The sequence below is a fragment of the Pseudomonas sp. 20P_3.2_Bac5 genome (genome assembly GCF_025466035.1).
GTDB lineage: Bacteria > Pseudomonadota > Gammaproteobacteria > Pseudomonadales > Pseudomonadaceae > Aquipseudomonas.
On the sequence record NZ_JANLOA010000133.1, the window covers coordinates 110499 to 132649 of the forward strand.

General features: G+C 60.7%; 22 protein-coding genes and 5 tRNA genes. 21 read left to right on the top strand and 6 right to left on the bottom strand.

What is annotated here, in order from left to right; all coding sequences use genetic code 11:
- Window positions 1-66: 66 nt before the first annotated feature.
- The 5 genes from NTD88_RS26870 (at window position 67) to NTD88_RS26890 (ending at window position 4416) form a co-directional block, all read left to right on the top strand.
- Window positions 67-639, top strand: coding sequence for a DUF6037 family protein (locus NTD88_RS26870; RefSeq protein ID WP_262155385.1), 573 nt, complete (start codon window positions 67-69; stop codon window positions 637-639).
- A gap of 125 nt (window positions 640-764) precedes the next feature.
- Window positions 765-1613 carry a hypothetical protein gene (locus NTD88_RS26875; RefSeq protein ID WP_262155384.1) on the top strand — a complete coding sequence of 283 codons (849 nt, stop codon included), beginning with the start codon at window positions 765-767 and terminating at the stop codon, window positions 1611-1613.
- Window positions 1614-1956: 343 nt separating this feature from the next.
- Window positions 1957-2607 (top strand): dTMP kinase, encoded by a 651-nt coding sequence (tmk, locus tag NTD88_RS26880; protein WP_262155383.1) that lies wholly within the window; start codon window positions 1957-1959, stop codon window positions 2605-2607.
- The gene (locus NTD88_RS26885; protein WP_095155620.1) at window positions 2600-3586 is read left to right on the top strand and encodes a DNA polymerase III subunit delta'; all 987 of its coding nucleotides are present in this window, start codon (window positions 2600-2602) and stop codon (window positions 3584-3586) included. Before tmk ends, NTD88_RS26885 begins: the two co-directional genes overlap by 8 nt.
- A 41-nt stretch (window positions 3587-3627) precedes the next feature.
- The gene (locus tag NTD88_RS26890) at window positions 3628-4416 is read left to right on the top strand and encodes a TatD family hydrolase (protein WP_095155621.1); all 789 of its coding nucleotides are present in this window, start codon (window positions 3628-3630) and stop codon (window positions 4414-4416) included.
- Window positions 4417-4639: 223 nt separating this feature from the next.
- Here NTD88_RS26890 and NTD88_RS26895 read toward each other — a convergent pair whose 3' ends face one another.
- Window positions 4640-5773, bottom strand: coding sequence for an aminotransferase class V-fold PLP-dependent enzyme (locus NTD88_RS26895; protein ID WP_262155382.1), 1134 nt, complete (start codon window positions 5771-5773; stop codon window positions 4640-4642).
- 72 nt (window positions 5774-5845) lie between these two features.
- Here NTD88_RS26895 and NTD88_RS26900 point away from each other — a divergent pair, with 72 nt between their 5' ends.
- From NTD88_RS26900 to NTD88_RS26915, 4 genes are all read left to right on the top strand, one after another.
- On the top strand, window positions 5846-6484 hold the full coding sequence (locus NTD88_RS26900; RefSeq protein WP_042122274.1) for a TetR/AcrR family transcriptional regulator: 639 nt from the start codon (window positions 5846-5848) through the stop codon (window positions 6482-6484).
- A 126-nt stretch (window positions 6485-6610) separates the two neighbouring features.
- Window positions 6611-7579: a GTP 3',8-cyclase MoaA gene (locus NTD88_RS26905; RefSeq protein WP_095155623.1), complete on the top strand. Its 969-nt coding sequence runs from the start codon at window positions 6611-6613 to the stop codon at window positions 7577-7579.
- Between the two features lie 73 nt (window positions 7580-7652).
- Window positions 7653-8255, top strand: coding sequence for a DUF4823 domain-containing protein (locus NTD88_RS26910; RefSeq protein ID WP_095155624.1), 603 nt, complete (start codon window positions 7653-7655; stop codon window positions 8253-8255).
- A 12-nt stretch (window positions 8256-8267) separates the two neighbouring features.
- Window positions 8268-8828: a DUF1285 domain-containing protein gene (locus tag NTD88_RS26915; RefSeq protein ID WP_262155381.1), complete on the top strand. Its 561-nt coding sequence runs from the start codon at window positions 8268-8270 to the stop codon at window positions 8826-8828.
- Window positions 8829-8935: 107 nt separating this feature from the next.
- Here the strand turns inward: NTD88_RS26915 and NTD88_RS26920 are convergent.
- Window positions 8936-9011 (bottom strand) — tRNA-Asn (locus NTD88_RS26920).
- 64 nt (window positions 9012-9075) lie between these two features.
- Window positions 9076-10272, bottom strand: a complete 1197-nt coding sequence (locus tag NTD88_RS26925; RefSeq protein ID WP_110972211.1) for an amino acid aminotransferase — start codon at window positions 10270-10272, stop codon at window positions 9076-9078.
- Between the two features lie 296 nt (window positions 10273-10568).
- Here NTD88_RS26925 and uvrB point away from each other — a divergent pair, with 296 nt between their 5' ends.
- Entirely contained in the window at window positions 10569-12584 is a 2016-nt protein-coding gene (gene uvrB / locus NTD88_RS26930; RefSeq protein WP_095155627.1) for an excinuclease ABC subunit UvrB, read from the top strand.
- A gap of 63 nt (window positions 12585-12647) precedes the next feature.
- Here the strand turns inward: uvrB and NTD88_RS26935 are convergent, their stop codons facing one another.
- Complete coding sequence (locus NTD88_RS26935) at window positions 12648-14138, bottom strand: MDR family MFS transporter (RefSeq protein ID WP_175653738.1); 1491 nt, start codon at window positions 14136-14138, stop codon at window positions 12648-12650.
- A gap of 49 nt (window positions 14139-14187) precedes the next feature.
- Window positions 14188-15228 (bottom strand): HlyD family secretion protein, encoded by a 1041-nt coding sequence (locus NTD88_RS26940; RefSeq protein WP_110972208.1) that lies wholly within the window; start codon window positions 15226-15228, stop codon window positions 14188-14190.
- Between the two features lie 143 nt (window positions 15229-15371).
- Between NTD88_RS26940 and gltX the strand changes: the two genes are divergently transcribed.
- The 9 genes from gltX to NTD88_RS26985 all read left to right on the top strand — a co-directional run bounded on the left by gltX (window position 15372) and on the right by NTD88_RS26985 (window position 20116).
- Window positions 15372-16853: a glutamate--tRNA ligase gene (gene gltX, locus NTD88_RS26945; RefSeq protein WP_262155380.1), complete on the top strand. Its 1482-nt coding sequence runs from the start codon at window positions 15372-15374 to the stop codon at window positions 16851-16853.
- 297 nt (window positions 16854-17150) lie between these two features.
- Window positions 17151-17226: transfer RNA gene (locus NTD88_RS26950), tRNA-Ala, on the top strand.
- 77 nt (window positions 17227-17303) lie between these two features.
- Window positions 17304-17379: transfer RNA gene (locus NTD88_RS26955), tRNA-Glu, on the top strand.
- 53 nt (window positions 17380-17432) lie between these two features.
- Window positions 17433-17508: transfer RNA gene (locus NTD88_RS26960), tRNA-Ala, on the top strand.
- A 44-nt stretch (window positions 17509-17552) separates the two neighbouring features.
- Window positions 17553-17628: transfer RNA gene (locus NTD88_RS26965), tRNA-Glu, on the top strand.
- A 168-nt stretch (window positions 17629-17796) separates the two neighbouring features.
- A complete protein-coding gene (locus tag NTD88_RS26970; protein WP_095155631.1) occupies window positions 17797-18336 on the top strand; it encodes a TetR/AcrR family transcriptional regulator in 540 nt (179 codons plus the stop codon).
- A 22-nt stretch (window positions 18337-18358) separates the two neighbouring features.
- Window positions 18359-19192, top strand: coding sequence for an alpha/beta hydrolase (locus tag NTD88_RS26975; RefSeq protein ID WP_095155632.1), 834 nt, complete (start codon window positions 18359-18361; stop codon window positions 19190-19192).
- Window positions 19193-19235: 43 nt separating this feature from the next.
- Window positions 19236-19676, top strand: a complete 441-nt coding sequence (locus NTD88_RS26980; protein WP_095155633.1) for an acyl-CoA thioesterase — start codon at window positions 19236-19238, stop codon at window positions 19674-19676.
- The gene (locus NTD88_RS26985; RefSeq protein ID WP_262155379.1) at window positions 19673-20116 is read left to right on the top strand and encodes a GNAT family N-acetyltransferase; all 444 of its coding nucleotides are present in this window, start codon (window positions 19673-19675) and stop codon (window positions 20114-20116) included. The genes NTD88_RS26980 and NTD88_RS26985 overlap by 4 nt, the downstream gene beginning before the upstream one ends.
- Here the strand turns inward: NTD88_RS26985 and NTD88_RS26990 are convergent.
- Complete coding sequence (locus NTD88_RS26990) at window positions 20094-20303, bottom strand: hypothetical protein (RefSeq protein WP_143501964.1); 210 nt, start codon at window positions 20301-20303, stop codon at window positions 20094-20096. The genes NTD88_RS26985 and NTD88_RS26990 overlap by 23 nt on opposite strands.
- A 274-nt stretch (window positions 20304-20577) precedes the next feature.
- Between NTD88_RS26990 and NTD88_RS26995 the strand changes: the two genes are divergently transcribed.
- Both NTD88_RS26995 and NTD88_RS27000 read left to right on the top strand, forming a co-directional pair.
- Complete coding sequence (locus NTD88_RS26995; protein WP_262155378.1) at window positions 20578-21540, top strand: tRNA dihydrouridine synthase; 963 nt, start codon at window positions 20578-20580, stop codon at window positions 21538-21540.
- A gap of 114 nt (window positions 21541-21654) precedes the next feature.
- Window positions 21655-22098, top strand: a complete 444-nt coding sequence (locus NTD88_RS27000; protein WP_095155636.1) for an Hsp20 family protein — start codon at window positions 21655-21657, stop codon at window positions 22096-22098.
- Window positions 22099-22151 lie beyond the last annotated feature (53 nt).

Consider the following 22151-nt stretch of genomic DNA (forward strand, 5'->3'; position numbering starts at 1 on the left):
TCGCCATTATCTCTAGCTCAAGCTTTTCGCTTGTTTTCGCTGGTTTTTTTGCGAGGTTAGAGCTGGATGGAAATGACGTCTCTCAGGCTGCTTCATCGCAGCATGATTTCAATCGGCAGCGACATGCAGCAGTTCCTGGTGACAACCGGGGCCGCGAGCTTTGATTGCCTTTTCTCAACCCGTGGCGACTTTGTACTGACGCTCACCGCCCGTGGCGAAACGAGGGGCTTTTTCCGATTTGATGTGCTCCCCGGCTACCGAATCCGGGACTACCTGGGTGACATGTATGGCGACTTGGTCGCTGTGCTCCGGTCAGATGGAACAAGTGGTGAACATCTGAAACCCAAGGATTTCTTGGCGCAACTGAACCAGGCTATCCCGACTCAGGCCACTATCCGGGCCAACCCTAAACCGTCCGAAATTGTCCGACTACGCCCCGATATTATTGAGGAGCGCGAGAAGCCTTACTTCAACGCCTGGATTTATTGGAAGGAAGACAGTGGTCGGCGCCCTAGCGAGGAGAACCAGCACAAGACGCTGTTGCTGCTCGGCCCCGAAGCTGCCCGGCATAGTCGTGAGCGAAATGCCTCTTCGCGATGGAGTGCCGCTGACACTGGAGGGTCTTGGCAGGCGTCGTGAGGCGTCGTTGGTGTTACCTAGTTGGGCAGGTACCTAAGCCGTGGCGAAAAATCTTCGGATAGGTACCGACTGGGCTGCGACGGGTCGATAACCTGCGCGCACTTTCTCAATACAGGTAGGTTCAAGTGCCCAACGTTTCTGCTGATGCTTCTGCTGTCGATGTTTCTGTTGATGTCCGGGCCCAGGCAATTCAAGGCTGTGAGGCCATCCTTCGAAAGGAGATGGAGTACAACATCGCTCACAAGATTTGGCCCAGCGTGAACCGCATTGTCGAGCGGATGCTGGCTCGTCGTGTTGAGCTGATGGATGCTTACGAGGAGATTTATTCCTCGCTTGCTCGCCGACCTCGGGCTTTGACTGCGTTCTGGGACATCTTCGTTCACACGCCTGTGGCCTGGAGTCCGGAGCGCATCCGGGCGGCGCGGCAGGATCGTGACGAGCTTGTAGAGCTGAATGACCAAATTGTCGTGGCAGCCGAGCATCTGGCGGGGTTATTGGCGCGGCGCGCCGAGCTTGATGAAAGGGCGGTTTTCAGCTCGGGGACTAGCCATCATGTGCTCGACCTCATTAGCCAGGCTTCAGAGCATAACCACCTTCACGAATTCCACGTTAAGGAAGAGCTGGATTCGCTGCGTTACAACTACGGTCTCGACTACTGGCCAACCCTGAGCTTGCTCGTTGAAGCTATTGGGTTGGATGCCGAGAACGCAGAGGTCGTGGCCAATGACCCTACGACCGCAGCTGCGACGGAAAGCCGTAAGCCTGGTTTGTCCGATTATGTGAAGGCTGTCCTTGTGCGAATCGAAGAGAACACCGTCAGCTCCCATGGCTTGCTTCCGGATAATTTCGCTCTGTCGGATGGGGCGCTGGCATCTCTGGTGAGCTGCGCTCTGGATCTTGATGCCGACGAGATTGTGGACGCGAGCTTTATTAAGCGGTTCCGTCAACGGCAGCGGGCGGTCAAGTCCACTTGATGCTTCATGACCTGTCTGTGGCTTCAGTTGTCTGACCGTTCGTCAGCTCGGTGAAGGGGGCGGAGCTGATTTGTCATCTCCGATGACCGCTTTCGATCTGATCCAGACAGGGGTGAAAAGACCCTATACAATCATGGCCCTAGCTCGACTGGTTTACATTTTCGGGGCTCACTGGGGTCTCGGGCGGGTAGTCTTTGCGTCCGAAACATCAGTTTGGTTTACATTTTGCCCCCCGAAATGACCCTTCTTCGGACTGGTTGACGTAGAGGCTGTTTCGGGCCTTATTTCACGATTTTTAGGATTATTTAAGTCATTGAAAATGATCAGTTCAATGAAGTTTTTGATGATTTTGCTAGGGGTTGACGGTTGGTTGACGTCTTTCCCAAGGAAAATATTAGGCACGGGCAAGAGCACCAACCGTGACTATCTGGCCGGGCACCTGCGCGACCAGGGTCTGGATGTGGTGCTGACCCGTGAGCCTGGCGGCACGCCACTGGCCGAGCGGATTCGCGAGCTGTTGCTGGCCCCCAGCGACGAGAAAATGAATGCCGATACCGAGCTGTTGCTGGTGTTTGCGGCCCGGGCCCAGCATCTGGCCGAGGTGATTCGCCCGGCGTTGGCGCGTGGCGCCGTTGTTCTGTGCGATCGCTTTACCGATGCCACCTATGCCTATCAGGGCGGTGGCCGCGATCTGAGCGTCGAGCGCATCGCGATGCTGGAACAGTTTGTCCAGGGTGGCTTGCAGCCGGACCTGACCCTGTTGTTCGACCTGCCGGTGGAAGTGGGCCTGTCCCGCGCTGCCGCGCGGGGGCGTCTGGACCGTTTCGAGCAGGAAGGGCAGGACTTTTTCCAGGCAGTGCGTCAGGCCTATCTCGATCGCGCCAAGGCGGATCCTCAGCGTTATCGCCTGATCGACGCGGCGCAGCCGCTGGTTCAGGTTCAGCAGTCGCTGGATGGCCTGGTCGGGCAGATCGTGGAGCGTTGCCGTGGCTGAGGCCTATCCGTGGCAGGCGACGCTCTGGCAGCAGCTTGCCGGACGCAGCCGTCATGCCCATGCCTATCTGCTGCATGGCCCGCAGGGTATCGGCAAGCGCGCGCTGGCCGAGCGTCTGATGGCGCTGCTGTTGTGCCAGCGGCCGGAGGCGTTGCAAGCCTGTGGGCAGTGCAAGTCTTGCATGTTGCTGGCCGCGGGTAGCCATCCGGACAACTACGTGCTGGAGCCGGAAGAAGCGGACAAGCCTATCAAGGTGGATCAGGTTCGTGACCTGGTCGGCTTCGTCACCCAGACCGCCCAATTGGGCGGACGCAAACTGGTGCTGATCGAGCCGGTCGAAGCGATGAACGTGAATGCCGCCAATGCCTTGCTCAAGAGCCTCGAAGAACCTTCGGGCAATACCGTGCTGTTGCTGGTCACTCATCAGCCAAGCCGCCTGCTGCCTACGATCAAGAGTCGCTGCCAGCAAGTGGCCTGCCCCCAGCCGGGCGAAGCGCAGAGCCTCGCATGGCTGGCCTCGGCGCTACCGGATAGTGATGAGCAGGAGCGCGCTGAGCTGCTGAGCCTGGCCGCGGGCTCCCCGTTGATGGCCGTCAGCCTCCAGGCGCAGGGTGTGCGTGAGCATCGGGCGCAGGTGGTCGAAGGGGTGAAGAAGCTGCTCAAGCAACAGCAATCCCCGACCCAGCTTGCCGAATCCTGGAATGCCATTTCCCTGTTGCATCTTTTTGACTGGTTCTGCGACTGGTCGAACCTGATCCTGCGCTATCAGTTGACCCAGGATGAAGACGGCCTTGGCTTGGCCGATATGCGCAAAGTGGTGCAGTACATGGCGCAGAAGAGTTCGCAGGCCAAGGTGCTGGACATTCAGGACTGGATTCTCGCCCAGCGGCAGAAAGTCCTGTCCAAAGCCAACCTCAATCGCGTGCTGTTGCTCGAAGCGCTGCTGGCCTCCTGGGCCATGCTGCCGGGTCAGCGCTGATCAGCCGCGTTTCCAATCCCTTTCAGTGTTGTCATTTCGCCATGCTCGTAGATTCCCATTGTCACCTCGATCGCCTTGACCTTTCCGCCCATGACGGCTCCCTGGATGCCGCGCTGGCCGCCGCGCGGGCCCGTGGGGTGGGGCATTTTCTCTGCATCGGGGTGAGTGCCGACAACGCGGCCCAGGTCAAGGCGCTGGCAGAGCGCTACGAGGATGTCGATTGTTCGGTGGGTATCCATCCGCTGGACCTGGCGCCGGGGGAGGCGCCGGCACTGGACTGGCTGTTGCAGGAGCTGAACCATCCCAATGTCGTCGCGATTGGCGAGACCGGGCTGGATTATCACTACGAGCCGGAGGCGGCAGAGTTGCAGCAAGCGTCGTTCCGACTGCATCTGGACGCCGCACGCATCACCGGCAAACCTGTAGTTATCCACACCCGTGCAGCGCGGGCGGACACCCTGGCACTGCTGCGCGAGGCGGCACTGCCACAGGCCGGAGTGCTGCACTGTTTCACCGAGGATTGGGAGATGGCGCGTGCGGCGCTGGACCTGGGCTATTACATCTCGTTGTCGGGGATTGTCACGTTCCGTAATGCCGACGCCTTGCGGGATGTTGCTCGCCAGGTTCCTGCCGATCGCCTGCTGGTGGAAACCGACTCGCCCTACCTGGCGCCCATTCCGCATCGCGGCAAGCCAAATCTGCCGGAATACGTCCGGGATGTTGCCGAGTTTATCGCCCTCGTTCGCGGCGAGCGTTATGAGCAATTGGCGGCTCAGACTACCGAGAACTTCCGTCGGCTGTTCCCGCTGGCCCGGGTGCGGCAGGGCTGAGCCCGGCGCGCGGGCAAAAAAAACCCGGGTTCTGGGGGGGGAATCCGGGTTAAGACCATTAGGAGTAAACAAAGGCGAACACTCCATGATCACCTTTATCGGTGCGACACTTGGGGGGATGTGCCACACCGACAGTTCAAGTATTAATCAGGATTGATAGGCTTCCAGCAGCAACTGCTCGTTTTTTAAACAGATTTGGAATACGCCCGTCGCTGCTGAGCACTCATCGCTCTGCAATTTCTCGTACTATTGCCAATGTTTCGTCGATTACGCGGCGTTCGGTGTAGAAATGTGGGGAAAAACGCACCCCCATACCGCGCGGGATACATATCACCTGATTTTCCTTCAATTGCCGATGAACCTCCGCGTTGTCCACGCCATCGATGCTGAAAGACACGATGCCGGCGCGGCGAGCCGGATCCTGTGGGCTGTGCAAGCGCACGCCGGGGATCGCGCCGAGTCCGTCGTGCAGCCAGCGCACGCGTTCTGCGATAGCGGCAGCGACCTGTTCCATCCCCACTTCTTCAAGCAATGAAAGGCTGGCTTCGAGCGCTGCGGCGCCGAGCATGTTCGGACTGCCGCATTCGAAACGCCGGGCGCTTTGAGCGGGTTCCCAGGTGGTGCGGTTGTAGTCGCCCATGTGTTCCAGCATGTGCCAGCCATATTCGCTGAGCTTCAGTTGCGGGCGAACCTCGGCACGGCAGTAGAACATCCCCAGGCCTTCCGGGCCGAGCATCCATTTGTGGCCATCGGCCATGGCGAAGTCGCACTGGCAGGCCTGCGCATCGAAGGGCAGGGCGCCGATCTGCTGGATGGCGTCGACACAAAACAGCACGCCGCGCTCGCGGCAGCCCTGGCCGAGGCGCACCAGGTCCATGCGCAGACCGCTGGCGAACTGCACCGAGCTGATCGACATCAGTCGGGTTCGTGGTCCGCAGGCGGCCAGCAGTGCGGCTTCCGGATCGTCACCCTTGAGATCGGCCTGGACCACTTCGACGCCTTGGCTCGCCAAGGCCTCCCAGACGATGCGGTTGGACGGGAATTCTTCGTTGCTGATGACGATCTGGTCGCCTGACTGCCAATCCAGTCCAAAGGCCACGAAGGACAACGCTTCGGACGTGTTCTTGACCAGTGCGATGTCGTCGGTGGAGGGGGCATTGATCAGGCGCTGCAGGCGCTCGCGCAGACGCTGCTCCATGAGCATCCACTCCGGGTAGTCGCGGGCGCCCAGCCAAACGTTTTCCCGGGCGAAGCGGCTGACCGCCTCGCTGGCGCGTTTCGGCCAGGGTGCGACGGCCGCGTGATTCAGGTAACGCAGGCCCGGGGCCTGTTCGAACTCTTCAGGAAACGTAGACATGGTTGGATGATCCGTGCATTTTGGCGCAAGTTAGGCATAATACTTGGCTTCGATTTTGATCCAGTCCTTCTTATGCAGAAAGAACCTCGTAAGGTCCGTGAGTTTCGTCGCCGTGAGCAAGAAATTCTCGATACCGCACTCAAGCTGTTTCTCGAACAGGGTGAAGACAGCGTCACCGTCGAGATGATCGCTGATGCAGTGGGTATCGGCAAAGGCACGATCTACAAGCACTTCAAATCCAAGGCGGAGATCTACCTGCGCCTGATGCTCGACTATGAGCGCGATTTGAACCAATTGCTGCACTCCGCCGACGTCGACCGTGACAAGGAAGCCTTGTCGCGTGCCTATTTCGAATTCCGCATGCGTGATCCACAGCGCTACCGGTTGTTCGATCGCCTTGAAGAAAAGGTGGTCAAGGGGCATCAGGTTCCGGACATGGTCGAGGAGTTGCACAAGATCCGTGCCTCGAACTTCGATCGCCTGACCCTGCTGATCAAGGGGCGCATCAGCGAAGGCAAGCTGGAAGATGTACCGCCGTACTTCCACTACTGCGCCGCCTGGGCGCTGGTGCACGGTGCCGTGGCGCTCTACCACTCGCCGTTCTGGAGCAACGTCCTGGAAGATCAGGAAGGTTTCTTCCAGTTCCTCATGGATATCGGCGTGCGCATGGGCAACAAGCGCAAACGCGATCCGGAGCCTTCTGCTAGCTGATAGCCGTTTGCGACACAGCGCTACTGGGCGCGACAGGGCGGGAATATACTTTGGGTGTGAGGCTTGCAAAAACCTGATTTATGAGTCAGGTTTCGCGAGCCCGATTCATCCATGCCGGAGTTTTCCATGATCGTCGACCGTCAAGGCAGGCGTTTTCGCAATTTGCGTGTCAGCCTTACCGCCGCCTGCAATTACGCATGCACTTATTGCGTGCCTGATGGGAAACGACTGGTCGCCGCCCAGGACGAACTGTCTGCCGAGGCCTTGGCTCGCGGCGTGGCTTACCTGATCGAGGCCGCTGGCATCGAGCGTCTGCGGGTAACCGGTGGCGAGCCACTGGTCAGCCCCAAGCTGGAAGCCTTCCTCAAGACGGTCGCCGGATTCGGCCTGGACGACATCAGCCTCACCACAAACGGCCAACTCCTGGCGCGCAAGCTTCCCCTGCTTTGCGAAACCGGCATCCGCCGACTCAATGTCTCCCTCGATACCCTAGACGCTAGCGCCTTCCGGAGCATCTCCCGTGGTGGCGACCTGGCCAGTGTGCTGGATGGCATGGCCCAAGCGGCGGCGACAGGCATGAAGATCAAGGTCAACATGGTGCCGCTGCGCGGACAGAACCTCGATCAGGTCTTGCCGCTGCTGGATTTCTGCCTGGAGCATGGCTACGAGTTGCGCTTCATCGAGCTGATGCGAATGGGCCACCTGGCCAAGGACAACAATATGTTCCTGCAGCAGTTCGTTGGCCTTGAGCAACTGCTGCAAATCATCGGCGAGCGCTACGAGTACGCCCAGGCCGAGGCGCCGATCGATGCCACCGCGCTGCGTTATCGGGTTCCGGGGCGGGGCGTCTTCGGTGTGATCGCCAATGAAAGCGTGCCTTTCTGCCGGACCTGCTCACGGCTGCGTCTGTCCTCCACCGGCTGGCTTCATGGTTGCCTGTCGTCGAGCAATCGACATTTCATTGGCGACCTGCTCGACCAGCCGCGCCATCAGGCCCTGCCGGCGTTGCAAGGGCTGTTGGTCAAGGCGCTGGGCGACAAGCAGAGCGTTGCCTTCTCCGGTGGCGCCACGGTGATGAAAATCATCGGTGGCTAGCTCGGCAAGCTGGCGCAAAATCTGCATCAGCGGGCTGTTCGCCGGTTTTCCGTCGCCGGCTCCTGGAGGAAAGATGCGTAGCCTGGTTCTGCTGATAGCGCTGATGGCGCTGGGTGGCTGCATGAATGTCAGCGACATGGGTGAGGGCGCCCGTTACCACATGAGCGACGCCGGTCTGCTTGATCACAGCGATACCCAGCGTTCGATGTCGCTGCGTTTGCAGCCTGACTCGTTCATTTTCATCGCCCAGGGCGCATTCGTCCCGCCGGGTGGTGCCTATCCGCGGCCAAACGTGGTGGCGGAGGAGGCCTTCAAGGGCTTCATCGAATACTTCCCGCTGGTGCGTCGTGCCCAAGGGCCGATCGGCCTCGAACAGGCGCTGACCGAGGCGCGTGCGGTGGGAGCGCATTATCTGCTCTACACCCGCTTCGCCAAGGCGGACAACCGTATCGGCAACGGCGACGAATGGTATGACGAGCAGGCAGTCGACCGCCTCGGTGTCGATACCGGTGTTGTGCAGATGATGCTTATCGAGACCAGCACCCGCTACCTGATCGATACCGCGAGAATTCGCAGTCGTGGCGGATTGCTGACGTTCCACGACAACAAGCCGGAAGATTTGCTCGGCCCGCCGCTCGAGAACTACGCTCGCTCGCTTCTGGGTCTGGGTCGCTGAGGACTACGAACAATGGCTGACACGGGCAAGGCCAACGACCTGTTGGCGCAGATTCCCCAGGCGGAAAAGGGCTTGCCGCCCGTCCACCTGTGGAATCCGGACTTCTGCGGCGATATCGACATGCGCATCGCCCGTGACGGTACCTGGTTCTACCTGGGGACGCCCATTGGCCGCAAACCTATGGTGCGGCTGTTTTCCACCATCATTCGCCGGGACGGTGATGATTATTTCCTGGTGACGCCGGTGGAAAAGGTGGGCATCACGGTGGATGACGCGCCGTTCGTCGCGGTAAGTCTCGAGGTGCAAGGCAGCGGGGAGCAGCAGGTGCTGTGTTTCACCAGCAATGTCGAGGACCGGGTCGAGGCCGGCCCCGAGCATCCGTTGCGCTTCGTCATCGATCCTGTAACTCAGGAGCCTTCGCCCTACGTGCACATGCGCGCCAATCTCGAAGCGCTGATCCATCGCAATGTGTTTTATGAGCTGGTGGATCTGGCGGTCACCCGGGAGATCGACGGCGAGGCGTGGCTGGGTGTGTGGAGTTCAGGGGTGTTCTACCCCATCGGCAAGGAATGAACCTGAGGTGGGCGTCCGCGGTGGCGGGCGCCAGGCCTGCCAATAAAACTTTTCGGCCGGAAATGAAAAAACCTCCAGTGCTTGCGCATCTGGAGGTTTTCAGTATTTGGCTCCACGACCTGGACTCGAACCAGGGACCCAATGATTAACAGTCATTTGCTCTACCAACTGAGCTATCGCGGAATCTGTGGCGTATCTTACTGATTGCTAAAGGGAAGTCAAGCCTCCCTTTGGCAATCAGTGATTTTTACAGAACTTCGACAATCGCCTTGGTGACGACGTGAATATTGCTCTGGTTCAGCGTGGCAACGCAGATGCGGCCAGTGTCCAGCGCGTAGATGCCGTACTCGTCCTTCAGACGGGTAACCTGCTCAACGCTCAGGCCGGAGTAGGAGAACATGCCGCGTTGGCGACCGACGAAGCTGAAGTCACGCTTGGCGCCGTATTCAGCCAGCAGTTCGACCATCTGCTTGCGCATGCCGTGGATGCGGCCGCGCATTTCACCCAGCTCGGTTTCCCACATCTGACGCAGCTCGGCGCTGTTCAGTACCGCGGCGACGATGCTGGCACCGTGGGTTGGCGGGTTGGAGTAGGTGGTGCGGATCACGCGTTTGACCTGGGACAGCACGCGAGTGCTTTCTTCCTTGGCGCTGGTGACGATCGACAGGGCACCGACACGCTCGCCATACAGCGAGAACGACTTGGAGAACGAGCTGGAAACGAAGAAGTCCAGGCCCGACTCGGCGAACAGGCGTACCGCGAAGGCGTCTTCGGCAATGCCGTCGCCAAAGCCCTGGTAAGCCATGTCCAGGAATGGAACGTGACCCTTGGCCTTGATGACTTCCAGGACGTTTTTCCAGTCCGCCAGGCTCAGGTCCACACCGGTCGGGTTATGGCAGCAAGCGTGCAGGACGATGATCGAACCGGCTGGCAGCTCGTTCAGGTCTTCCAGCATGCCGGAGCGGTTGACGTCGTTGCTCGGCGCGTCGTAGTAGCGATAGTTCTGCACCGGGAAACCGGCGGTTTCGAACAGGGCACGGTGGTTTTCCCAGCTCGGGTCGCTGATGGCGACGACGGCGTTCGGCGACAGTTGCTTGAGGAAGTCGGCACCAATTTTCAGTGCGCCAGTACCGCCGACGGCTTGAACGGTCACCACACGGCCTTCGGCCAGCAGTGGAGACTCGGCACCGAACAGCAGTTTCTGAACAGCCTGGTCGTAGGCAGCGATACCGTCGATTGGCAGGTAACCGCGGGAAGCGTGCTGTGCAGCACGTTGGGTTTCGGCTTCGATGACCGCACGCAGCAGTGGGATGCGTCCTTCTTCGTTGCAGTAGACGCCTACGCCCAGGTTGACCTTGTTGGTACGTGGATCGGCGTTGAATGCTTCGTTGAGGCCCAGAATGGGATCGCGTGGTGCCAGCTCGACAGCGGAAAACAGGCTCATTATTACCTTGGCTCTGAATTGGAGGGTGAGTAGGGTTTGCACGCTCCAGCCGAATGCACTAGAGCGGTGCACAAACGGGGAGTCAGTATAGTGATACCGACCGGTCACGGCGACAGTCTGCCGCAGCTTTTCCTGCTGTTTGTGGGAATATTTTTCGACCGTTAGTCGAATCCTTCAGTCAACAGTAGGAAATGCACCGCGCACTGGGTTGAAACTGGCGTAGGGCGCCTTCAATTGGGTATAAGTACTGTCTAAAAATACAGTTACCTGTATTCGCACTTAACCAGGGGTTCGTCATGTCCGAGTTTCAGCTCGTCACCCGTTTCCAGCCGGCCGGCGACCAGCCGGAAGCCATCCGCCTGATGGTCGAGGGCATCGAAGCCGGGCTGGCGCACCAGACCCTGCTGGGTGTGACCGGTTCGGGCAAGACCTTCAGCATCGCCAACGTGATCGCTCAGGTGCAGCGCCCGACCCTGGTGCTGGCGCCGAACAAGACCCTGGCAGCGCAGCTCTACGGCGAGTTCAAGGCGTTCTTCCCGAACAACTCGGTCGAGTATTTCGTTTCCTACTACGACTACTACCAGCCGGAAGCCTACGTACCGTCGTCCGACACCTTCATCGAGAAGGACGCCTCGATCAACGATCACATCGAGCAGATGCGTCTGTCGGCGACCAAGGCGTTGCTGGAGCGGCGCGATGCGATCATCGTCACCACCGTTTCCTGCATTTACGGTCTGGGCAGCCCGGAAACCTACCTGAAGATGGTGCTGCATGTGGACCGTGGCGACAAACTCGACCAGCGCGCCCTGTTGCGCCGTCTGGCCGACCTGCAATACACCCGCAACGAGATGGATTTTGCCCGTGCGACCTTCCGGGTGCGCGGCGATGTGATCGATGTGTACCCCGCCGAATCCGATCTGGAGGCGATCCGCATCGAGCTGTTCGACGATGAAGTGGAAAGCCTCTCTGCCTTCGATCCGTTGACCGGCGAGGTGATCCGCAAGCTGGCGCGATTCACCTTCTACCCGAAAAGCCACTACGTCACCCCGCGGGAAACCCTGCTCGGCGCGGTGGAGGGGATCAAGGAAGAACTCAAGGACCGCCTGGAATACCTGCACAAGGCCAACAAGCTGGTGGAAGCCCAGCGCCTGGAGCAGCGGACCCGTTTCGACCTGGAGATGATCCTCGAACTGGGCTACTGCAACGGCATCGAAAACTACTCGCGCTACCTCTCCGGGCGTCCGGCCGGGGCGCCGCCGCCAACCCTCTACGACTACCTGCCGCCCGATGCGCTGCTGGTGATCGACGAATCCCACGTCAGCGTTCCGCAGGTCGGGGCGATGTACAAAGGCGACCGCTCGCGCAAGGAAACCCTGGTTGAGTACGGCTTCCGCCTGCCGTCGGCGCTGGACAACCGGCCCATGCGCTTCGACGAGTGGGAGAGCGTCAGCCCACAGACCATCTTTGTTTCCGCCACGCCCGGGGTTTACGAGGCCGAGCATGCCGGCCGAGTGGTGGAGCAGGTGGTGCGGCCGACCGGCCTGGTCGACCCGCAAGTGGAAATTCGCCCGGCGCTGACCCAGGTCGACGATCTGCTGTCGGAGATCCGCAAGCGTGTGGCCGTGGAAGAGCGGGTGCTGGTCACCACCCTGACCAAACGCATGGCCGAGGACTTGACCGACTACCTGGCCGACCACGATGTGCGGGTGCGCTACCTGCACTCGGATATCGACACGGTGGAGCGCGTCGAAATCATCCGCGATCTGCGTCTTGGCACCTTCGATGTGCTGGTGGGGATCAACCTGCTGCGTGAGGGCCTGGACATGCCGGAGGTGTCGCTGGTGGCGATCCTTGATGCCGACAAAGAGGGCTTCCTGCGGTCCGAGCGCTCGCTGATCCAGACCATCGGCCGGGCGGCGCGTAACCTCAATGGCCGGGCGATCCTGTACGCCGACCGCATGACCGGCTCGATGCAGCGCGCGATCGATGAGACGGAGCGCCGCCGCGAGAAGCAGGTCGCCTTCAACCTGGCCAACGGCATCGTGCCCAAAGGCGTGGTCAAGGACATCACAGACATCCTCGAAGGCGCCAATGTGCCGGGCTCGCGCAGCAAGAAGCGCAAAGGCATGGCCAAGGCCGCGGAGGAGAGCGCTCGCTACGAAGCTGAGCTGCGTTCGCCGGGCGAGATCGCCAAGCGAATCAAGCAGCTTGAAGAGAAAATGTACCAGTTGGCACGGGACTTGGAGTTCGAGGCGGCGGCGCAGATGCGTGATGAGATCACCCAGTTGCGTGAGCGCTTGCTTACCGTGTGACGTTTCTGTCGCTCATGACGGCCAAGTCGCTGGCAAGCGGTGCTCCGCTTGCCAGCGATCAGGTCAGTGCGCTTCTCCGGCCTTCAAGCCCTGCGGCAATTTCCGGGTCAATACGACCGCCACCATGCTGATCGCCAGGCCGATCCCAACAAAATGGAAGGCATCGTTGTAGGCCATGATCAGCGCTTGCTGATGGACGATTTCGCTCAGCTTGCCCAGTGCGGCAGCCTCGCTGCCCAGCTTCTCCGTCAGCAATGCCAGCCGTTCCGCGACTTGCGGGTTGGTCGGCACCACCGATTCCCGCAAATAGTCGAAATAGGTCTTGGCCCGAGCGTCCAGCAGGGTTGCCAGCAGGGCGATGCCGATGGCGCCGCCCAGGTTGCGCAGGATGTTGAACAGGCTCGACGCCGAGCCGGCGTCCTGCGGCTGGATGTACGCCGTGGCAATCAGCGAGATGGTCACCATGATCATCGGCTGGCCAAGGGCGCGGATGATCTGGATATGGTTGAACTGACTGCCGGCGAAATCCGGATTGAGCACCCCGGAGCTGAAACTGGCCAGGCCAAAGAGACCAAAGCCCAGGGCGCAGAGGATCTTCGGCGAAATCACCTTCATCAATTGCGGCACCAGCGGAATCAGGAATAACTGCGGGATGCCCATCCACATGATCACTTCGCCGATCTGCAGCGCGTTGTAGTTCTGGATCTGTGCCAGGTACAGCGGCAGCAGATAGATCGAGCCATACAGCCCTACGCCCATCCCCAGGCTGGCAATGCTCGACAGGCCGAAATTACGGTTCTTGAGGATGCGCAGGTTGATCAGCGGGTTCGGCTTGGACAACTGCAGGATCACGAAGGTGATCAGGCTGACCACGGCGATACTGCCCAGGCCGACGATCAGGCTCGATTCCAGCCAGTCCTTGCGATGCCCTTCTTCAAGAAACACCTGCAGGCAACCCAGGCCCACGCCGAGGGTGACGATGCCGGCGTAATCGGTGCTTTTCAGCAACTCCCAGTGAGCTTCCTTCTTCTCCAGGCCATAAAGCAAGCCGGCGATCATGATCAGGCCGGGTGGGATGTTGATGTAGAAGATGTACTCCCAGCCCCAGTTTTCTGTCAGCCAACCTCCCAGTGTCGGACCGATCGAGGGCGCGAAGGTCGCGGTCATGGCAAACATCGCCATGCCCTTGGCGCGATGGTGCTCGGGCAGCTTGATCAGGGTCAGGGTGAAGGCCAGCGGGATCAATGCCCCGCCGGTAAAGCCCTGCATGGCGCGGAAGATGATCATGCTCTCCAGGTTCCAGGCCATCGAGCACAACAACGAGGAAGCCAGGAAGCCGAGGGACACCCACACCGCCAGCCGCCGGGCCGAGAGTAACTGCACCAGCCAGGCGGTGAGCGGAATCATGATGATTTCGGCTACAAGGTACGAGGTCGAAATCCACGAGCCTTCTTCCAGCGTCGCTGACAGCGCGCCTTGAATGTCCTTGAGCGACGAGTTGGTGATCTGGATGTCCAGCACCGCCATGAAGGCACCGAGCATCACGCTCATCACGGCAATCCAGTCGCGCCGGCTCGGTTCGCCGACGGGACGGATCAGTTGATCACCGGCCATCGCTACGCAGATCGACGGTGGCGGTGACCGACATGCCTGGGCGGATACGGCCATGCAGCGGGTTATCGGCGGCGAAGGTCAGTTTTACCGGAATACGCTGTACGACCTTGGTGAAGTTACCGGTGGCGTTGTCTGGCGGCAGCAGGCTGAACTGCGCGCCGGAAGCGGCGAACAGACTGTCCACGCGGCCTTCGATCGGCGTGTCCGGGTAGCTGTCGAACACCAGTTCGGCGCGAAGGCCGGGCTGCATCCTGCCGATCTGGGTTTCCTTGAAGTTGGCCTGGACCCAGATGTCTTCGTCGGGAACGATCGACAGCAGGTAGGCGCCGGCCTGCACGTACTGGCCGTCGCGCGCGGAACGCTGGCCGACCATGCCGCTGATGGGCGCGTGGATTTCGCTGCGGGTCAGGTTCAGTTCGGCCTGGGCCAGGTCGGTGCGGGCAGTGGCGATCTGCGCATCGAGGCGCTTGAGTTCGGCTTCTAGCGCGCTGACCTGCTGGCGCTGGCCCTGCAAATCGGCTTGGGCCTTGCTCACCTGAGAGCGGGCGACGTTGCTTTCGGCGGAAAGGGTGGTCACCCGTTCCTCGGAAACGAAGCCCGGCTTGCGCAGCGCCTGGGCGCGATTCAAGTCCAGTTGCGTGCGGCCCAGAGTGGCCTGGTTGGCGGAAACCTGGGCCTGGCCGGCGGCGATCAGGCTGGATTGCTGGGTCAGCCGGCTGTCGGCCTGCAAGCGCTCGGCCTCGCGGGTCGCGAGGGTGGCGCGGGCGCGTTCGACGGCAAACTGGAAGTCGTCACCTTCCAGGCGCACCAGCAGATCGCCTTTGTTCACGTGCTGGTTGTCCTGCACCAGCACGCTGTCGATGCGGGCGCCGAGTTGGCTGGATACCCGAGTGATCTCCCCCTGGACATAGGCGTTGTCGGTGCTTTCGTAGAAGCGACCTTTGAAATACCACTGGGCGAAGAACGCGAGGGAAATCAGCAGGACCAGAAGAAGAAAAATCAGCAGGCGGCGCTTGAGTTGGGCTGGCATGGGGACGATCGTTCCGAAAATGTAAGCAAATTTAACAAGTTTTGGATCCAGCCGCACAAGTGGCGATCACGCCCATTACTGGAGCCCGGCGCCTGCTCCCTGTTAACATCCCGGCTTTGTTTCATCTCTTGTTCGAGACTCTCATGACCACCGTTCGCACGCGCATCGCGCCTTCGCCGACTGGCGATCCCCACGTCGGCACCGCTTACATCGCCCTGTTCAACTACTGCTTTGCCAAGCAGCACGGCGGCGAGTTCATCCTGCGTATCGAAGATACCGACCAACTGCGTTCGACCCGCGAATCCGAACAACAGATTTTCGACGCGCTGCGCTGGCTGGGCATCGAGTGGAGCGAAGGCCCGGATGTCGGCGGTCCCCATGGTCCGTACCGGCAGAGCGAGCGGGGCGAAATCTATAAGCAGTACGCCCAGCAACTGGTCGACCTCGGGCACGCGTTCCCGTGCTTCTGCACTGCTGAAGAGCTGGACCAGATGCGCGCCGAGCAGACGGCCCGCGGCGAGACCCCGCGCTACGACGGTCGCGCGCTGCTGCTGTCCCAGGAAGAAGTCCAGCGCCGCCTGGCGGCCGGTGAGCCACACGTGATCCGCATGAAGGTGCCGAGCGAAGGCGTCTGCGTGGTTCCGGACATGCTCCGTGGCGACGTCGAGATCCCGTGGGATCGCATGGACATGCAAGTGCTGATGAAGACCGACGGTCTGCCGACCTACTTCCTGGCGAACGTGGTCGACGACCATCTGATGGGCATCACCCACGTCCTGCGCGGCGAAGAGTGGCTGCCGTCGGCGCCCAAACTGATCAAGCTGTACGAGTACTTCGGTTGGGAACAGCCCAAGCTTTGCTACATGCCGCTGCTGCGTAACCCGGACAAGAGCAAGCTGTCCAAGCGCAAGAACCCGACGTCGGTCACCTTCTACGAGCGCATGGGCTTCATGCCGGAAGCCATGCTCAACTACCTGGGCCGCATGGGCTGGTCGATGCCCGACGAGCGCGAGAAGTTCTCCCTGAGCGAAATGGTCGAGCACTTCGACCTGTCGCGGGTATCGCTGGGCGGGCCGATCTTCGACATCGAGAAGCTGTCTTGGCTCAACGGCCAGTGGCTGCGCGACCTGCCGGTGGAAGAGTTCGCCGCGCGGGTGCAGAAGTGGGCGTTTAACAGCGACTACATGATGAAGATCGCGCCGCACGTGCAGGGCAGGGTGGAGACGTTCAGTCAGGTCGCACCGCTGGGTGGCTTCTTCTTCGAAGGCGCGCTGCGTCTCGATGCAAAGCTGTTCGAGCACAAGAAGCTGTCTCCGGACCAGGTGCGCCAGGTGCTGCAACTGATCCTGTGGAAGCTGGAAAGCCTGCGTCAGTGGGAAAAAGACCGCATCACCGGCTGTATCCAGGCGGTAGTCGAAGCCCTGGAGCTTAAACTGCGCGACGCGATGCCACTGATGTTTGCCGCGATCACCGGCCAGGCCAGTTCGGTTTCGGTGCTCGACGCCATGGAAATCCTCGGCCCTGACCTGACGCGCTATCGCCTGCGCCAGGCGCTGGAACTGCTGGGCGGCGTTTCGAAGAAAGAAAACAAGGAATGGGAGAAGCTGCTGGGCACTATCGCCTGACCGCTGCCGCATCCTTTTTCGCGGGGCGAACCTGCTTTCACCGGTGTATTGCCGGGGAAGCGGGTTCGCCCCGCGATGCTTTGCGCCCTGGTGCGAAGCGCCATTCCCCCGAAAACACGGGACTTTTTCCGCTCAAGGAAGGTAAGTGATTGTTATCTAGGAAAAAGTTTTTGAATTTTATTGAAAATATATTTGACAGGTCTTTGATCCGAACTTAATATGCGCCCCGTCCACAGCGATGAACGAAAACGAAACGCGAAGCACCCAGCCAAGCGATTCAGTTCAAAGCGACATTGTGGGGCTATAGCTCAGCTGGGAGAGCGCCTGCATGGCATGCAGGAGGTCAGCGGTTCGATCCCGCTTAGCTCCACCAATTTCCAGCTTGGCAGTCAATTCCAGCGACTGCCGGCATGATCGGTTCGAAGATCCGGTCGATGGTAGAAGGGTTGCGTCCCCTTCGTCTAGTGGCCTAGGACACCGCCCTTTCACGGCGGTAACAGGGGTTCGAGTCCCCTAGGGGACGCCAGTTTTACACAAGCGATGTCGAAAGAGGTCGCTGGGCCGCGAGGCTAGAAATCTGGGGCTATAGCTCAGCTGGGAGAGCGCCTGCATGGCATGCAGGAGGTCAGCGGTTCGATCCCGCTTAGCTCCACCAATTCCGCCAGGATTCGTGAAAACGGATCTTTACGAAGGTTTAAAGTCCCCTTCGTCTAGTGGCCTAGGACACCGCCCTTTCACGGCGGTAACAGGGGTTCGAGTCCCCTAGGGGACGCCATTTTACCCGCTTTGCGGGATTTCAAGGCTCATTCGCTTATTGAATGAGCCTTTTGTTTTTTCCCTCGAAAAAAGTTTTTGCCCCGTGCGCGACAAGCGGCGGGGCAAAAGGCTTGCTTTTAAATATTATGAGCATAATATTTCAACCATAATATTTTGGAGGCGAGCCATGAACGACAAGAAAGCCAGAACCCGCGAACGCATCCTCGATGCCGCGCGTCACGCGCTGATCCAGCAAGGGCCCGCCGATCCCAGCGTCAATCAGGTAATGGGCGCTGCCGGCCTGACCGTTGGTGGTTTCTACGCCCATTTCGACAGCAAGGAAGCCTTGATGCTCGAAGCGTTCAGCCAGTTGCTCGGCGAGCGTCGTGCCTTGTTGTCCCAGGTTGATCCGGCGTTGGATGGCCAGTCGCGGCGGGCGCTGGTTGCCGCGTTCTATCTATCGCGCAAGCACCGTGACTCCACCGGGGATGCCTGTCCGCTGCCTACGTCCCTGAGTGAAATGACCCGACTGCCCGATGCCTTCCGCGACGTGCTCGCCGAACACATCGAGATGATGACCGCGCAATTGGTCGACAGCCCCGATGAGGCTGACAAATTCCTCGCCGACCTTGCGCTGATGGTCGGCGGCCTGGCCCTGGCGCGAGCCCTGGGCACCAGCGATCTGTCCGATCGCATCCTGCGTGCCGCCAAAACGGCGGTGATTTGAGCGACCCCTCTGGAGCTAAGCGATGAATACCTTGAGCTGGATTCGCGGCGTGAACGGCACCTTGGGGCGTCTGGTCCCTGGGCATATCGCCAGCAAGATGCACCGCGCTTTCTTGACGCCCTACACCCGTCCACCGCGGGACTGGGAGTTGCCCGTGCTGGAGCGGGCTGAGCGCATCACTCTGCGTTTCGGTCTGTCCGCATTGCGCTGGGGCCAAGGGCCGACTGTCCTGTTAATGCACGGCTGGGAAGGGCGTCCGACCCAATTCGCCAAGATCATCGAAACCCTGGTGGACGCCGGTTACACCGCGGTCGCGCTGGACGGCCCAGCCCATGGCCGCTCGCCGGGTGACGAGGCGCACGTTGGCCTCTTTGCCCGCGCCGTGCTGGAGGCCGCGGCGGAATTGCCGCCGCTCAAGGCGGTGATCGGCCACTCCATGGGCGCCGCCAGTGTGCTCTTGGCGATGCAACTGGGCCTGCGTGCCGAAGCGGTGGTCAGCATCGCCGCGCCGGCGCGGTTGCTGGGCGTATTGCGCGGTTTTGCCCGGCACCTCAACCTGCCGCCTCGGGCGCGGGCAGCCTTCATTCGCAAGGTGGAACGGGATGTCGGTTTGCCGGTGGCGAAGCTGGATGTCAGTGGTTACCAACTGGAAGTGCCGGGCCTGATCGTGCACGCCGAGGACGACAGGCTGGTCCCGGCCAGCGAAGCCCAGGTGATCCACGACGCCTGGTTCGACAGTCGCCTGCTGATGCTGGAGCAAGGGGGGCATCAGCGCGTATTGGCCGATCCGCGAGTGGTTTCCGGCGTTCTCGACCTGCTCAAGCGAAGTGACATGCCGCTGCGCCAATCGGCGTAAGCATCCGTTACACTCTGCCCGTTCATCACATACGGGAGCGGGCATGAGCTGGGATCTGGCAACGCCATTCGTCATCGACCTTCGCGTCGGTGCCGAGGATATCGACGGACTGGGGCATGCCAACAATGCCGTCTACGTTTCCTGGCTGGAGCGCTGCGCCTGGCGTCATTCGCAGCGTCTCGGCCTGGACCTGACGGAGTACCGTCGGCTGGACCGGGCCATGGCGGTGGTTCGTCACGAAATCGACTACCTGGCCAGCGCCTACGAAGACGACGAATTGCAGTTGGCAACCTGGATCGTCGACTGGGATCAGCGCCTGAAAATGACCCGGCGCTTCCAGCTGGTTCGCCCCAGCGACGGCGTCACGCTGCTTCGCGCGCAAACCACCTTTGTCTGCATCGAGTTGTCCACAGGGCGACCCAAACGCATGCCACCTGAATTCCTCGAAGGCTACGGCCAGGCGCTGCTGAGCAACCCGACGTGATTCGCCTGGCTGAGGCTGCGGACGGCGTTGTGGTTCGCGGCGTCGTGGAGGCTGCCTATCTGCCTTACGTCGCCAGCATCGGCGTGCGCCCCGGTCCGCTGGATGACGATTACGACGACCTGATCCGCCAGCAGCAGGTCTGGCTGGTGGAACAGGGGAGCGATGTGTGCGCCATTCTTGTGCTGTGCCATGAGGCGGAAGCGATGCTGCTCTCCAACGTCGCGGTCAATCCCGCCTTCCAGGGCCAGGGTCATGGCCGCCGGCTGATCGACTTCGCCGAGGCTCGCGCCCTGGACGCCGGTTTTTCCCTGATTCGGCTCTACACCAACGCCGCGATGCAGGCGAATGTGGCGCTGTACGAGCGGTTGGGCTATCGCGAGACTCACCGGGGCGCCGAGCACGGCTTCAATCGGGTGTTCATGGAGAAGCGGCTGGTTTGAGCCAACGTGAAAGCGCTGATCGTATTCGCCGGAAAAAGCCAGGGCGTTCAAGGGTGTTTCGATTGCCTTCAAGCGGGCCGTGCACGTCGCTGGCGAGCGAAGAAACGGGTTGCTCCTTCACTGTTTCCGTCCTTCGCCGCTCATGGTCGAAGTTGAGAATGTCGTAATTGCTCTTTTTGATGTGCATGTCCCGTTCCTTGTTGTGCGGCGCGTCGAGGGTTGCGGCAAGCAAGCGGCTCAAAGAACGTGAACATTTGTGATATCTCCGAATAGGGAAGGATTGCCCGCTGATTCGGGCACCTGAAACTCTCAAACAAGAAAGCGCTGACGTCACGCAGGCCCTTTCCTCGAAGCCTGTAAGACCCAGCCCTTTTCGACCAAGCGTCTACCCGAGACCCGCGGCCCTTCCATTTGCCCAATCCCCGTTTACTATGTGCGCAATTTTTCCGAGGTCTTCCCCCATGCAAATTGCCCTGGCCCCGATGGAGGGGCTGGTCGACAACATCCTGCGCGACGTTCTGACCCGGGTCGGCGGTATCGACTGGTGTGTCACCGAGTTCATTCGCGTCTGCGACCGGGTGCTGCCCGCTGCCACGTTCCACAAAATGGCACCGGAGCTGGAGCAGGGCGCGCGGACGGCCGCAGGGGTACCGATGCGTGTGCAATTGCTCGGCTCCGATCCGGTTTGCCTGGCGGACAACGCCGCGCTGGCCTGCGAGCTGGGCGCGCCGGTGATTGACCTGAACTTCGGCTGCCCGGCCAAGACGGTGAACAAGTCTCGCGGTGGGGCGGTGCTGCTCAAGGAGCCGGAATTGCTGTTCCGCATCGTCAGCGAGGTGCGCAAGGCGGTGCCGGCGCATATTCCGGTGACTTCGAAGATGCGCCTGGGCTTCGAGAGCCCTGACGGCGCGCTGGACTGCGGCCGGGCCCTGGCCGACGGTGGCTCGGCGCATCTGGTGGTGCACGCGCGGACCAAGGTCGAGGGCTACAAGCCGCCGGCCCATTGGGAATGGGTGGCCAAGGTGCAGGACGTGGTCAAGGTGCCGGTGTTCGCCAACGGCGAGGTCTGGACCCTGGACGACTGGCGGCGCTGCCGCGAGATCAGTGGCGTGAAGGACATCATGCTCGGCCGTGGCCTGGTGTCACGACCAGACCTGGCCCGGCAGATCGCCGCGGTCCGCGACGGCGTGGAATTCCAGGCGCTGGACTGGCAGTCGCTGTTGCCGCTGATCCAGATGTTCTGGCTGCGGGTTCGCGAAGAGATGACCCCTCGCCAGGCGCCGGGCCGTCTCAAGCAGTGGGTGGCGATGCTGACCCGGACCTATCCCGAAGCCGTCGCACTGTTCAATGAACTGCGTCGCGAGACCGACTGTGATCGGGTCGGCCTGCTGATCGATGTGCCACCGCCCGTCGCTGCGGCGTAGGAAAATTTTCTCGACAGCGCTTGAAATAATTCTGGTGGTCCATATCTAGGGAGTACGCGATGCCGAAGTCGGGTCGCGTCAATCTCAACTTGCTGATATTTCAGGAGATGTACCATGACCACCGCTTTTTCTCTGGCTCCACTGTTCCGCCATTCCGTTGGTTTCGACCGTTTCAACGACCTGTTCGAATCCGCGGCGCGTAATGAGTCGGGTAGCAGCTACCCACCCTACAACGTTGAAAAACATGGCGATGACCACTATCGAATCGTTGTTGCCGCGGCTGGCTTCCAGGAGCAGGACCTTGACCTGCAAGTGGAGAAAGGCGTGCTGACCGTCACGGGCGGCAAACGCGACAGCAGCAACGAAAGCGTCACCTACCTGCACCAGGGCATTGCCCAACGTGCGTTCAAGCTGTCGTTCCGTCTGGCTGACCATATCGAGGTCAAGTCGGCGGCACTGGCCAACGGGCTGCTCAGCGTCGACCTGCTGCGGGTCGTGCCGGAAGAAGCCAAGGCCAAACGTATCCCGATCAACGGGGACAAGCCTGCTCTGAACTAAGTGGGTGAGCTGTGAAAAAGGGCGCCGTAATGGCGCCCTTTTTTGTGGCTGCG